This window comes from Litorisediminivivens sp. KMU-197, from assembly GCF_056858395.1.
Genome location: NZ_JBXEQG010000003.1, coordinates 416,345 through 430,156 on the forward strand (window position 1 = coordinate 416,345; position 13,812 = coordinate 430,156).

The 13,812-nt window shown below is 66.1% G+C and carries 10 protein-coding genes; 6 read left to right on the forward strand and 4 right to left on the reverse strand.

Annotated elements, in window-relative coordinates; translation table 11 throughout:
* Positions 1–118: 118 nt before the first annotated feature.
* Both AC04PT_RS09935 and AC04PT_RS09940 read right to left on the reverse strand, forming a co-directional pair.
* Positions 119–4,903 carry a translocation/assembly module TamB domain-containing protein gene (locus tag AC04PT_RS09935; protein ID WP_482873509.1) on the reverse strand — a complete coding sequence of 1,595 codons (4,785 nt, stop codon included), beginning with the start codon at positions 4,901–4,903 and terminating at the stop codon, positions 119–121.
* Positions 4,903–6,717, reverse strand: a complete 1,815-nt coding sequence (locus AC04PT_RS09940) for an autotransporter assembly complex protein TamA (RefSeq protein ID WP_482873511.1) — start codon at positions 6,715–6,717, stop codon at positions 4,903–4,905. The genes AC04PT_RS09935 and AC04PT_RS09940 overlap by 1 nt, the downstream gene beginning before the upstream one ends.
* 265 nt (positions 6,718–6,982) lie before the next feature.
* On the opposite strand from AC04PT_RS09940, the gene AC04PT_RS09945 reads away from it, so the two are divergent.
* Positions 6,983–8,728: a sugar phosphorylase gene (locus AC04PT_RS09945; protein WP_482873513.1), complete on the forward strand. Its 1,746-nt coding sequence runs from the start codon at positions 6,983–6,985 to the stop codon at positions 8,726–8,728.
* A 9-nt stretch (positions 8,729–8,737) separates the two neighbouring features.
* Here the strand turns inward: AC04PT_RS09945 and AC04PT_RS09950 are convergent, their stop codons facing one another.
* Both AC04PT_RS09950 and AC04PT_RS09955 read right to left on the reverse strand, forming a co-directional pair.
* Positions 8,738–9,964 carry a glycosyltransferase family protein gene (locus AC04PT_RS09950; RefSeq protein WP_482873515.1) on the reverse strand — a complete coding sequence of 409 codons (1,227 nt, stop codon included), beginning with the start codon at positions 9,962–9,964 and terminating at the stop codon, positions 8,738–8,740.
* Positions 9,957–10,760: an HAD-IIB family hydrolase gene (locus AC04PT_RS09955; RefSeq protein WP_482873517.1), complete on the reverse strand. Its 804-nt coding sequence runs from the start codon at positions 10,758–10,760 to the stop codon at positions 9,957–9,959. The genes AC04PT_RS09950 and AC04PT_RS09955 overlap by 8 nt, the downstream gene beginning before the upstream one ends.
* A 177-nt stretch (positions 10,761–10,937) precedes the next feature.
* Between AC04PT_RS09955 and secE the strand changes: the two genes are divergently transcribed.
* From secE to AC04PT_RS09980, 5 genes are all read left to right on the forward strand, one after another.
* Positions 10,938–11,135: a preprotein translocase subunit SecE gene (gene secE, locus AC04PT_RS09960; protein ID WP_482873519.1), complete on the forward strand. Its 198-nt coding sequence runs from the start codon at positions 10,938–10,940 to the stop codon at positions 11,133–11,135.
* A gap of 213 nt (positions 11,136–11,348) precedes the next feature.
* The gene (gene nusG, locus AC04PT_RS09965; protein ID WP_482873521.1) at positions 11,349–11,882 is read left to right on the forward strand and encodes a transcription termination/antitermination protein NusG; all 534 of its coding nucleotides are present in this window, start codon (positions 11,349–11,351) and stop codon (positions 11,880–11,882) included.
* Between the two features lie 165 nt (positions 11,883–12,047).
* On the forward strand, positions 12,048–12,473 hold the full coding sequence (gene rplK, locus AC04PT_RS09970) for a 50S ribosomal protein L11 (protein ID WP_482873523.1): 426 nt from the start codon (positions 12,048–12,050) through the stop codon (positions 12,471–12,473).
* Entirely contained in the window at positions 12,473–13,171 is a 699-nt protein-coding gene (gene rplA / locus AC04PT_RS09975; protein ID WP_482873525.1) for a 50S ribosomal protein L1, read from the forward strand. Before rplK ends, rplA begins: the two co-directional genes overlap by 1 nt.
* A 326-nt stretch (positions 13,172–13,497) precedes the next feature.
* Entirely contained in the window at positions 13,498–13,635 is a 138-nt protein-coding gene (locus AC04PT_RS09980; RefSeq protein WP_482873526.1) for a hypothetical protein, read from the forward strand.
* The last annotated feature ends 177 nt before the right edge of the window (positions 13,636–13,812 follow it).

Here is a 13,812-nt window from a genome sequence, read left to right on the forward strand (position 1 = left end):
GGCGTGAGGCGAGAGGTCGGGTGAATGGGTAGCGAGCACCCATCCTGCACGATGGTGGCTGGCACAGAGGTGCCAGATCGCGCTTGGGGATCGCGAGTCTCCCGCGAACTGCCTTGGCTCAGTAGTCGCGTTCGTAGAAGATGCCGATGCCGGTTTCGCCATCACTTGCAACGCTGCCCCTCACGGTGACGTTGTCGATCAGGTCGAGGTTCAGGTTGATCTCGCTCTCGCCCTCGGAATTCACGGTCACGTCGGTGTAGATATTGTCCGAGATATAGGTGCCGACCCGGGCTTCGGCATTGCCCTCGGCGTCGGTGCCGATGTCGAGATCGTCGACGCCCAGACCTTCGCGCAGAGTCCCCGTGAGGCCCAGCCCACCTTGCCCCGACAGCGTGCGGATCGCCGCGGCCAATTGCACCGCCTGAAGCGCCGAAATCGAGGTTACGTCGCGCCCGAAGAGGAATAGCGACAGCGCTTCGTCCTGCGGCAAGTCGGGGCTGGAGGTGACGGTCAGCTCGGGCGAGGAGGCTTCGCCTTCGATCCGCAGCGTGATGAGGACGTCCTCGACCTCGGTGGTGGCCTCGAAGAAGATCACCGGATTGAACGAGCCGCGCAGTTGCACGTCGCCTTGCGTGAGCGTCAGCCGCCGGCCGAGCAGGTCCAGCCGCCCGCGGATCAAGGAGAAGCTGCCGATGGGCACGATGTCCTGTGTCGTGCCGGTCAGGCGCAGTCGGCCGCCCAGTTCGGCATCCAGCCCGCGGCCCCGCACGAAGATGCGGTTGGGCGCGTTCACCGTCAGGTCCAGCGGATAGGCCGGGCCGGTGGAGGCAGTGCGCGCCGAGGGGGTCGGCTCGAGCCCGGCAAAGCGCAGGGTGCGCTGCACGTCGGCGGGCGGGCGGAAGTGGGTCAGCCCGTCGAGCGCCGAGTAGGACGGCCCGAGGTTCGGGATGCGCAGTTCGGCCTCGATCAGGTTGACGGTTCCGCCGATGACGGCGCCGCCAGTGAGCGGCCCGGTGACGGTGACGCGCCCGGCCAAGCGCGTCTCGTAGAGTGACGCGTCGCGCAGGATCACGTCGCGCAGGTCGATGGCAAAGTTGGCGGTATAGGGCGCATCCAGCGCCACCGGGCCGGTGATCTGCAACCGGCCGCCCGAGGACACACTGGCCGAGACATCGAGCCGCGCGGTATTTCCGGCAAGATCGGCGCCGCCGGAGATGTTATCCAGCGTGATGCCCTGCGCAGGAAGCGACAGCCGCGCATCGGCAAGGCTGAGCCGGCCAGAGACCGAGGACAGCGCCGGCGGGCCGTTCACGGCAAGGTCGAAGCGGACGAGCCCGGTGATTGCCTGTCCCTGAAGCTGCCGGTTGGCCAGAGCCAGGGGCACCACGCCCGAAGTCGAGATGTCGAGCCGCGATCCGTCGGCGGCAACCCGGCCACGGGCGGAAACCTGGATGCCGCCCGGCCCGGTGCCGGAGGCGTTTATCACATAGCTGTCGCCCTGTTGGGTCGCGGTGCCGGTGACGCTTGCCGGGCCGGGGAAGTCGGGCACCAGCACGCCGACGTTGGGAATGCCGATGTCGAAGGTCAGGTCGTTGCCGCCGGGGCCGGTGCTGCCGGAAATGGTGGCGTCGAGGTTCGGCCCGTCGAACACCGCGTTGCGGATGGTGATGTCGCCGCTGGCATCGCGGGCGGCATTCACATTGAAGCTGCCGGTGCCGCGCAGGAGCGGCTCGACCGCGGGCACGCCGAAGACCGGGCTGGTGACGCTGCCGTTCGCTTGCAGGTCGAAGGTGATGTTCAGCAGGTCGAATCGGCCTTGCGCGGTCACGTCGAAGGCGCCGCCGAGAGGGCGACCCACGATCGAGGAAAATGCCGAGAGGTCGTTGACCTGCGCCTGCAACACCCCGTCGGCCACCAGTTGCGTGGTGCCATCGCCGGTCACGGTGCCGTCGAAGCTGGCGCCGGTGCCGCCGGGCAGGTCTGCGGTGGTGTCGACGGTCCATGTGTCACCGTTGCGTTCGGCGCGGCCGGTCAGGCTCGCCGGCCCGCTCAGCCCGTCGAGTACGGTGCCCGCGTCGGTGAGCGAGACATCGTAGGTGACGCTGCCGGTCTCTAAACCGAAGCCGCCGGTCACGGTCGCGTCAAGCACCTGCCCGTCGATCACGGCGGTATCGATGGTGACGCTGCCATCGGCGGCGCGGGCGGCGTCGATATCGAAGGTGGTGGTGCCGCGCAGCAGCGGCTGGAGCGCGGGGATACCGAAGCGCGGGTCGGTGACGCGGCCTTGGGTGTCGAGGTCGAAGGTCAGGTTAAGCACGTCCACCCGGCCCTGCGCGGTAAGGCTGACCGCGCCGCCGAGGTCGCGGCCCGCGAGGGTCGAAAAGGCCGACAACTGCGCGATGTCGGCTTGCAGCAGCCCGTCGACGATCAGCTCTTCCTGGCCGTCGCCGGTGATGGTGCCGTCGAAGCTGGCGCCGGTGCCGCCGGGCAGCTCGGCCTCGGTGTCAACAGTCCAGGTGTCGCCGTCGCGCTGGGCGCGGCCGGTCAGCGTCGCGGGGCCGGTGAGGGTGTCGAGAACGCGGCCCACGTCCTGGATGGCGACCATGTAATCGAGCGTGCCGGTCTGCTGCGCCACGACGCCCGAGATCTCGGCATCGACTTGCTCGCCCTCGACGGCGACGCGGCGCAGGGTGATCGCGCCGTCGGCGGCGCGGGCGCCATCAAAGACGAAGCGGGTGTCGCCGGTCAGCAGCGCCTCGGCCTGCGGGATGCCGAAGACCGGATCCTGGGTGCGGCCCTCGGCAGTCAGGTCGAAGGTCAGCGCCAGCAGGTCGGCGGTGCCCTCGGCGGTGAACTGCGCCGCGCCCGACAGGTCGCGTCCTGCCACCTGCGACCACGCCGAAAGCTGGCCGACGCGGGCGTTGAGCGTGCCGTCGAGTTGCAGGGTGCCGGGCTCGTCAGGCGTGTCGGCGGCGGTCTGGAGGACGGTGCCTCGGTAGGAGGCCGCGGTCTGACCGGGCAGGGCGGCATCGGCGGTGACGTCCCAAACCTCGCCGTCCTGAGTGGCGTCGATGGTGATCTCGGCCGGGCCGGTGAGCCCGGGCAGGGCGCGCGACAGTTCAATTACGCGGGCGTCGATGTCGATGGTGCTGGCGCCGGTGGCCAGCGCGGCGGTGCCTTCGATCCGGGCGTGATCGGTGCGGACCAGCAAGGGTTCGATCCGGGTGCCGGATTCGTCGCGGGTGATCTCGATGTTCAGGGTGCCTTCGCCCTCGAGCAGCGGGTCGGCCTGTGCGATGCCGGTGGCCAGGTCCCGGGTGCTGCCGTCGAGTGCCAGCGCGAAGACGCCGGTCACAGGCTCGACACTGCCGCTGACAGCAAGGTCGGCGGCACCGGCCAGGCCCAGAAGGCCCGAGAGGTCGGCGAAGCGCGACAAATCCTCTGCCGCGACCTGAAGTTCGGGCACCACGGTGACCGGGGCGTCGCCGCTCAGTCCCGCGACCGAGACGCGGCCCGTGAGGCCGTAATCCTTGCCCGCAAAGTCGATGTCGCGCAGGCGCAGCGGAGCGTCCAGCGACCAGTCGAATTGCAGCGCGCCTTGCAGACGTGGGCCGATGGCCTTGGCATAGGCCGCGTCGGCGGGGGCGATCTCGGCGGCGACGAGCTCTAGCGCGCCGGTGACGCTGCGGGTGTCGCGGGCGATTTCGCCCGAACCGGAGAAGTTGACCGTGTCGACCTTCAGGCCGGGCTGGTCGAAGCCGTTGGCGATGCCCACCACCTGCCAGGTGTCCCCGGCCGCGGAGTCGAAGACGGCCTCCAGCGTGACGCCCTCGACCGAGGTCTGGCCGCCGGGCACCGGCAGCACGACGCTTTCGCCGTTGGGCGGCGTGATGCTGGCTTTTAGGTCAAGCTTTTCTGGCCAGCCGTCGGCGGCGACATAAGCCTCGCCGGTAACCTCCAGCGCCGCCGCCCGCAAGCGCAGTTGATCGAGGCTGAGCGCCCCGTCGGGATCGCGGCCGCCCTCGGCCACCAGTTCGACCTGATCGCCAAGGAACTCCGCGAACTCGGGAATGAATACCGGCGCAATGTCGCCGCTGAGGTCGGCGGCAAACCGGCTGGCGCCCTCTTCGAGGGACATCAGTGTGACGGTGCCCGACAGCCGCTCTTCGCCTTCGGTCGACATTTCGATGGTGGCTTGAAATTCATCGATCGGGTCCTCGCCGGTCACGGTCAGCGCCAGCGATGGCCGTCCGGGAATATCCAGCAGGTTGACGGCGATGCCGTCCTCGGGCTCGATCAGGTTGAGGTCGAGCGCGAGCACCCGGCTTCCGTTGTCATAGGCCCCGTCGACGGTAAACTCGCCATCCTTGTCGAGCCGCTGGATGGCCAGTTGCGCTTCGCCCGCGCCGCCCGCCAGTTGCGCTGAACCGGTGAAGCTGACCTCGGCGGCTTCGCCGAAGACGGTGGCGCCAATCACCGCACGGTCGATGCGCATCTCGGCGATGTCGACGGAAACCGGCAGGTCCGGCAGTGCGAAGGCGGTGCCGGTGGCTTCGGGCGCGGGGGTCTCGGTCTCTGCGGGCAGCGGCAGGCGGGGGAATTCGATCAGCCCGATCGAGATCTCCTCGATCTCGACGCGTCCGCGCAACAGCGCGCTGCGGTTCCAGTCGAGCGCCACGTCACTGGCGGTCAGCCAGACGCCCTCGGGGTCGGTGATGACGATGCGGTCGATGGTGGCGCGGGTCGACAGCGCCCCGGCGAACCCTTCCAGCCGCACCGAGCGGCCCGGGGCCGACAGGGCATCTTCGAGGATGCCCTGAATGAAGCCGCGGTCGCTGTCGTCGTCCTGTGCCAGCGCCGCGAGGGGCGTCAGCAGCAACAAGCAAAAAAGAAGAAATCGCATCAGAAGGCCTGTCCTATGCCGATGTAGACCTGCACGCCTTCGCCGGTATCGCCCGCCACAGGGGCAGCGACGTCAAGGCGGATCGGGCCGACGGGTGTCTTGTAGCGCAACCCCAGACCGGCACCGGCGTGCATCTCGGCCTCGTCGAAGCTGAAGCTGTCGGGCGCGATGTAACCGGCGTCAGCGAAAGCCACCACGCCGATGGTGTCGGTGACGCCGAAGCGGCCCTCGGTGGACCAGCCGGCGAACAGCTTGCCGCCCAGCGTGGTGCCGTCGTCATAGGTGGCGTCGAGCGACTGGAACGGCTGGCCGCGCACGGTGCCGCCGCCGCCGGAATAGAACAGCATGCCCGGCGGCGCATCCGACGCGTCCGGGCCCACCAGCGTGCCCAGTTGCAGGCGGTTGGCGAGGATGAAGCGTTCCTCCTCGCCAAAGGCGCGGTAGGCGCGGGCGTCAAGCGTCAGGTGGGCGCCGGGCTGACCCTCGATTGTCTCGTAGAACGGCGTTGCCTCGGCGCGGATGTAATAGCCCGAGGTTGTGTTCAACTCGTCGTCGCGGCGGTCGTAGGTCAGCGCCCCGGGCAGGGTGAGCAGTTGCAGCGCACGGAAGGTCTCGGGCTTTTCGAAGCGGTCGGTGATTTCGGAATAGCTGACGCCAATGCCCAGTTCACCGGTCAGGTTGTCGGTGAACTCGCGGCTGACGCCGGTGGACAGTTCCACCGTGCGTTCGATGAAATCCGGCTCGTCCTCGTAACTCAGCCCGCCTTCGAGATAGAACGAGGTGTCGGGTCCGTAGACGGCGGGTTTTTCGAAGCGGAACGACAGGCCGTAGTCGATGCCTTCGACCTCAAGCCCGATCTGGCTGACCTCGGCGTCGATGCGCAGGCGCTCGGCCCCGCCGAACAGGTTGCGGTGAATCCAGTAGGCATTCGCCGACAGGCCATCATAGTTCGACAACTCGAGCCCGGCGCCCAGCCGGCGCGGCTTGCGGTCGATGACGTTGATTTCAAAATCCAGCGTGCCGTCGGAGTTGACGGTTTCGGCCTCGGTCAGCACCACCGAGCGGAACGTGCCGGTGCGGCGCAACCTGCTGGCGGCCTTTTCGACCTCGGCCGGCGAATAGACCTCGCCCTGCGGCAGCCCGGCAATCTGGCGCACGCGCGGGTCGCGCACATCGCTGTCGCCCGTGACGGCGGTGTCGCCAAAGCGGACGCGGGGGCCGGGGGCGATGCCGATCGCCACGTCGAGCCGCGCGCTGGGGTGACGGGCGGTGATCCTCTGGTCCGAGACGCGGGCCTTGGCATGGCCGCCGTCCTCCCAGTCCGATACGGCGGTCTGTGCCGCGTCACGCACCACGGTGGCCAGCGCCGGGGCGCCGGTGCGGAATTCCTCGACCGGCGGATTGTCGCCGGCGAGCGGTGCGATCTCGGCCTGACCCAGCGTGAACAGCGGGCCTGCGTCGACCCGGATCACCACGTCGCCGATGCGTGCAGGGGCACGGAAGGGATCGATCCGCGCAGCTTCCCGCCCGTCGATAAGGATGTTGACGACGGCGGAATAATAGCCCTGCGCATACAGTGTTTCGACAAGTCGGGTATAGTCGGACTGGGCAGCGGCGATGACGTCGCGGGGCAGCGTTTCGGGCGCTGTCTCAAGGCTTTCGAGCACCGATGTAGCCAGCAGGCTGTCCGCCAGGTCGGGGTTGTCACGGCCCATCAGTTGCAGCGTCACCTGGTCCAGCGCCATGGCTGCGCCCGGCAGGATCAGCGCCAGAGCGCCGGCTGTAATACGTCTGCCAAATTCGTGGAATTTCACCCGATGAGCCCCCCCCGTTTGCCGTCAGCCTATTTCAGCAGAAGCTGGCCTTCCATAAGCAATCGGCAATCCTACACGGGGAATTTATCGTCGGTGCTGCCAACTCCGACAGGGGCGTCATGCAGAGACCTGCTGATTTTGCAGGCAGCGATGCTTTGGCGTGACAGGTGCCACCCGGATCGGTTTGACTCTGCCGGCGGGGCTGCGCGAGGGTTAGGCCACAACGGGGACACCAGAAGAACCGAAACGATCACGAGGCCCGAACATGTCCAGACCATCCGGAACGTTCAGCGCCCGGCTCACGGCGCTGGTGCGCGAGATATATCCCGATCTGGACGCCGACATCCTGTCCAGCCAAATCATCGATGCCTTCTGGCCCGAGGGCACCCACCGCCGCAAGCGTGGCCGGCCGCCGTCGAACAACCTGTGGTCCGAGCATGACGCGGTGCTGATCACCTATGGCAACTCGATCGTGGACGGTCAGCACAAGCCGCTGGACCTGCTGAACGATTTCCTGCTGCGTCATATGAAGGGGGTGGTGAACGGCGTGCATATCCTGCCGTTCTTTCCCTATACCTCGGACGACGGTTTCGCGGTGACAGATTACCGCGCGGTGAATGCCGAACTTGGCGGCTGGGCGGACATCCGGAGGATCGCGGACGGCTTTGCGCTGATGTCGGACCTCGTGCTCAACCACGTGTCGTCGCAGGGCCCGTGGTTCAACGCCTACCGGCAAGGGCAGGCACCCTACGACCGCTATTTTTTCGACGCCAGCCCCGAGGATGATCTGGACACGGTGGTGCGGCCGCGGACCAGCCCGCTGCTGCGGGAAGTCGAGACGCCGAACGGGGTGCGGCACGTGTGGTGCACCTTCAGTCACGACCAGGTGGACCTTGATTTCCGCAATCCCGAGGTGCTGATCGAGATGCTGCGGATCATCCGGCTGCACATCGACAACGGCGTGCGCATCCTGCGGCTGGATGCGGTGGCGTTCCTCTGGAAAGAAATCGGCACCTCCTGCATCCACCTGCCGCAAACGCACGCTGTGGTGCAGCTGATGCGGCTGCTCTGCGATTTCGCGACCGAGACGGTGGTGCTGCTGACCGAAACCAACGTGCCCAGAACCGAGAACCTCAGCTACTTCGGCAACCGCAACGAAGCGCATATGGTCTATAACTTCCCGCTGCCGCCGTTGATCCTGCACGCGATGCAATCCGGCACGGCGCGTTATCTGCACAAATGGCAGACGACGATGCCACCGGCGCAGCTTGGCTGCGGCTACCTGAACTTCACCGCCTCGCACGACGGCATCGGCATGCGCCCCGCCGAGGGCGTGCTGCCACCGGACGAAAAGGCGCGCATGATCGAGACGGTGCGCGAGGCGGGCGGGCTGGTGTCGATGCGCACGCTGCCGGGAGGCGGGGAAGAGCCCTATGAACTGAACTGCTCATTCTTCGAGGCGATGCGCCGGACCTTTCGGGGCGAGGACGCGTGGCACATCGACCGCTTCCTGTGTTCACAGACCATCGTGATGTCGCTGGAAGGGACGCCGGCGTTCTACATCCACTCGATGCTGGCCACGCCTAACGATCACGAGGCGGTCGCGCGCCGCGGGATGAACCGGGCGATCAACCGGCACCGCTGGGATTACCCGACGCTGCTCAAGCGGCTGGAGGACCCGGACAGCGACCAGTCGGTGGTGCTCAGGCGGATGTCGGAACGGCTGAAACTGCGTGGCAGACAGGCCGCGTTCCATCCCAATGCCACCCAGTTCACCCTGACGCTGGACGAACGGATCTTCGGGCTGTGGCGTCAGAGCCTTGACCGTTCGCAATCGATCTATGCCTTGCACAACGTCAGCGGCGACGAGGTGGCGATCGTGCCGTCGGTGCTGAACCTGATCGACGGTGACACCTGGGTGGACCTGATGACCGGCGAAGAGATCGCGGCCAGCGGCGACCAGATCACCTTTGCGCCCTATCAGTGCCGATGGATTTCCAACCGGGGGTGAGGAGGCGGCTCAGGCCCCAGCATAGTCCTTTTCGTCCGCCGCCACCGCTGCCTTCAGATCGCCCAGGAAGCCCGGTTCGGCCGCATGAACGCGGTTCCATGTCGGGATGAACGGTGTCTCGTGCGGGTTGTCGAGGAAGACCTGACCGGCGCGAATGATGTTCTCGGCGAAAAGCTCGATGGATTGCTCCTCGCTGTGACGGTCGAGCGACAACCCGTTCATCCGGGCGTCGGTGTAATATCCTTCAAGCAGGTCCAGAGCCGAACGGTAATAGGTGGCCTTGAGCGTACGGAAGACGTTGGGCGTGAAGACCGTGCCCTCGGCCGCCAGCTTGCGGAACACCGCCTTGCAGATGTCGGTGGACATGCGCGACAGTCCGGTCGAGGCGTCCTCGGCCGAAAGCTGCTGGTGCTTGTGGTCATAGGCGTCGGAAATCTCGACCTGGCACACCGACTTCGGCGCGAGGTTGCGCCAGGCTTCGGACAGGGTGCCGATCTCGAGCCCCCAGTCTGACGGGATGCGCAGATCGGGCAGGATGGCGGTGCGCATGGCGAATTCGCCCGACAGCGGATAGCGGAAGCTGCGCAGGTAATCGATGTAGTCATTGTCGCCGACCACCTTCTTCAGTGCGATCAGCAGGGGCGAAACCAGCAGACGGGTGACACGGCCGTTCAGCTTGTCGTTGCCGATCCGGGGGTAGTAGCCCTTGGACATCTGGAACGGGAACGATGGATTGGCGACGGGATAGACAAGCCGCGCCAGCATTTCCCGGTCATAGGTGACGATATCGCAATCGTGCAACGCCAGCACCGCGCTGTCGGCGCAGGCTAGAAGGTAGCCGATCGAGGTCCAGACGTTCTTGCCCTTGCCGGGTTCTACCGGGGCGAGGCCGTGGCGGTCGAGACGAGCGCCGAGCTCCTGCATCCTCGGACTGTCGTTCCAGATCACCGTGTGGGTCTGGGGCAGGCGGGCAAAGAACTGGCGGGCGTATCTGAACTGCGCCTCGTCGGCGCGGTCGAGGCCGATGATGATGCGATGGACGTAAGGCACCTTGCCCAGTTCGTCGAGGATCTTGGGCAGCGCCTCGCCTTCGAGTTCGGAGAACAGGGAGGGCAGGATCAACGAGATCTTGCGGGTCTGGGCGAAGCTGGTGAGTTCGTACTCCAGATCGTCGAGGTCGCGGGTGCGCAGGTTGTGCAGGGTGGTGATGTTGCCGTTTTGATGGAAGTCAGCCATTGCTCTGGGTCCCTATCGCCATTCCGTAGCCTTCAAGTAATCCGAGCACGGACGTGTTCCAGCCTTCGGGACCGGGCATTGCCGTGCGGGTGACGCGGCCTTCGGCCTCACCCGGTAGCGGCGGCAGGCTGGGGCCGTGCGGGTTGGCGACGACGACGGCATGATCGGCGGCCGCAAGCATCTCGTCGTCGTTGGGTGCATCGCCGAGCGCGAGGGTCCGGGCGGGGTGCAGGCGGACGATCAGTTCCTTCATGCGGTCGGCCTTGGTGTGACCCAGCGAAAAGGTGAGAAAGCGGCCGCCCCGGCGGGCGTGAAGACCTGCGGCCTCGGCGGCGACGAGAAAACGGTCGAGATCGTCGGGCGGGCCGGTCCAGACCCCCGGCTCGCTGAACTGGCGGCTGCGTGCGAGGGCCGCATCGGTGACGGACAGGCCGGTGATCCCGGCGACCTCGGCATCGCTCATGTCACCGAAGCCACGGAAATGGCCGGAGCCCTGCGTCAGACCGGCGAGCCGCCCGCGGATGTCGCGGTAGGCGGCATCGTCGGAGGCCACGCTCGCACCCGGCTCGAGGATGCCGGCGCCGTTCTCGACGATTGCGGGCCATGCATCCAGCGCCATCGCGCTGCGCAGCGGAGCCATCTCGGCGGCGGTCTTTGAACTGGCGAGGACGACACCGGCGCCGATGTCCGCAAGGGCCCGCAGAGCCGGGCGCGCGGGCGCGAAATCATAGGTCTCGTGGTCGAGCAGCGTGCCGTCGAGGTCGGAGAAGACGAGAAGAGGGAGTGACTGGGTCATGCTGCAAGATTAGGCGGCGCACCGCCAAAAGCCATCGAATGGTGCCCTGTTTGAGCGCGGCTTGTGCGGTTTGCCCGGAAATCGGGCAACCCTGCGCGGGCAGGTCGCGCAAGCGTGCCTTGAAATTGCCGCCCGGGCCGCGTATCTGGCCCTTCAACCCTTGCAAGGACAGATCAGATGGCAACGACAAATCCCCTTCAGTTCATTCAGCAGGTGCGGGCCGAAGTGTCCAAGGTCGTCTGGCCGACGCGCCGCGAGGTGCTGCTGACCACGGTGATGGTGTTCATCATGGCGACGCTGACGGCGATTTTCTTTGCGCTGGTTGACCTTGCGATCCGCGGCGGTTTGCAGGCCGTGCTGGGGATGTTCGGCTGAGGGCCGGTTCCGCGCGCTGAAACCACGCTGCGCGCCTCTTGAAATCGGGCCGTGCCGGGGGTAGGAAGCGGCCATCCCAAGACATCTGGCGCGTGGCGATTCGGCCCACGCGCCGCTTTTTTGTTTCGGGAAGTCATGCCGGGCGATGTGCTAAGGCATTGAAAGAACAACGTATTCGGTCGGGCAGGCCGGCAAACGCAAGGTGAGCGCCAGATGGCAAAACGGTGGTATTCGGTCAGTGTCCTCTCGAACTTCGAGAAGAAGATTGCCGAACAGATCAGAACGGCGGTGGCCGAACAGGGCCTGGAAGACCAGATCGAAGAGGTCCTGGTGCCGACCGAGGAAGTGATCGAGGTCCGCCGTGGCAAGAAGGTCTCGACCGAGCGGCGTTTCATGCCGGGCTACGTGCTGGTGCGGATGGAGATGTCGGACAAGGGCTATCACCTGATCACTTCGATCAACCGCGTCACCGGCTTTCTGGGCCCGCAGGGCCGTCCGATGCCGATGCGCGATGCCGAGGTCGAGGCGATCCTCGGCCGCGTCGCGGAAGGTGAGGAGCAGCCGCGCACGCTGATCCACTTCGAGGTCGGCGAGAAGGTCAAGGTCTCGGACGGTCCGTTCGAGGACTTCGACGGCATGATCGAAGAGGTCGACGAGGATAACCAGCGGCTCAAGGTGTCGGTGTCGATCTTCGGCCGGGAAACCCCGGTTGAACTGGAATTCACTCAGGTCTCGAAACAGAGCTGAGGGACGATGGGTGCCGAGCACCCATCCTACGGGCAACTCGCCCGTTCGTTCGTGGGAGGCAAGGGCACGCGTGCCGAAGCCCGACCACGCTAGCAAGGAGGCCGGAGCGCGCTTCGGTCTTACAGGGTGGGCCCCAGAGTCCGCCGATGACAAAGGAGAAGGCCAATGGCCAAGAAACTCGCCGGGAAGATGAAGCTTCAGGTTCCCGCCGGTCAAGCGAACCCCTCCCCGCCGGTCGGTCCGGCGCTGGGTCAGCGCGGCATCAACATCATGGAATTCTGCAAGGCGTTCAACGCCAAGACGCAGGACATGGAGCAGGGTGCACCTTGCCCGACCGTGATCACCTATTATCAGGACAAGTCCTTCACCATGGACATCAAGACGCCGCCCGCGTCTTACTACCTGAAGAAGGCCGCCAAGCTGAAGTCCGGCGCCAAGACCCCGTCGCGTGAGACCGTGGGTTCGGTGACCGTCAAGCAGGTTCGCGAGATCGCCGAAGCCAAGATGAAGGATCTCAACGCCAACGACATCGACGCCGCGATGAAGATCATCGTCGGTTCGGCGGAATCCATGGGCATCGAGGTGAAGTAATGGCCAAGCTTGGAAAACGTACCCGCGCCGCGCGGGAAGCATTTGCTGACAAGGAAAACGTGTCGGTCGAGGAAGCTGTTGAACTGATCAAGTCCAATGCCAACGCCAAGTTCGACGAGACCGTCGAGATCGCCGTCAACCTTGGCGTCGATCCGCGCCACGCAGACCAGATGGTCCGCGGCGTCGTCGGCCTGCCCAACGGCACCGGCAAGACCGTGCGCGTTGCTGTCTTCGCCCGTGGCGCCAAGGCCGAGGAAGCCGAGGCCGCTGGCGCCGACATCGTCGGTGCGGAAGACCTGATGGAAACCGTGCAGTCCGGCAAGATCGAGTTCGATCGCTGCATCGCCACCCCCGACATGATGCCGATCGTCGGTCGTCTGGGTAAGGTTCTGGGCCCGCGCAACCTGATGCCGAACCCCAAGGTCGGCACCGTGACAATGGACGTGGCCGAAGCGGTCAAGTCGGCCAAGGGCGGTCAGGTTCAGTTCAAGGTCGAGAAGGCCGGTGTGGTGCACGCGGGCGTTGGCAAGGCGTCCTTCGATGCCGACAAGCTGGCTGAGAACGTGCGCGCATTCGTCGGTGCCGTGTCGAAAGCCAAACCGACGGGCGCCAAGGGCACCTACATGAAGAAGATCTCGCTCAGCTCGACCATGGGCCCGGGCGTGTCGGTCGCCGTGGATTCGGCCAACGCCGAGTGATCTGACTGCCAGTCGTGACTTGAAGAAGGCGTCCTTCGGGGCGCCTTCTTTGTTTTGGGTGTCTGACCGATGCCGGGCGCTACGCGGCCCAGCCGCAATGACCTGTCGGCGGGGGCGAAGCCGCTGGGTGCAGAGCAAGCTCGGCAAGTGCGGATAAAGATGGTCGGAATATTGCCGCTCCAAGCCGAAGGGCCGGGTGGTGCTGTGATCCTGATGGACCTCCTGAGGCCGTAGTGGATGGGATCGAGGCCACCCGCCGCATCCGCCACTTTTAGAAGGCTCAAGGCCGGACCCCGGTCCACATTATCGCGGTCACCGCGAATGTCATGCATCTCCACCGCGACGGCTATCTGGAGGAGGGCAAGGACGATGTCCTTGGAAAACCGGTGGCGAAACAGCAGTTGATTGCCCGGCTGGCAGCGCGCGGCACCAGCGTGCACAAGAGCATGGCGGGGATTGTCTGAGCCGTATCTGGCGGGGTGCCTGCCGGCCAAGGTGTCGTATTCCGGGGCAAAACCGGCGGAGTTTGCTTGTGCTCGCCCGCCCGCCCGCGATAGCCTTCGGGGATCACGCGCGGCTGCGCGTGGTGGGGTGTCAGGACGCATGGACGCCTTGCCTTGACGGCGGAAAGCCGGTCGGAC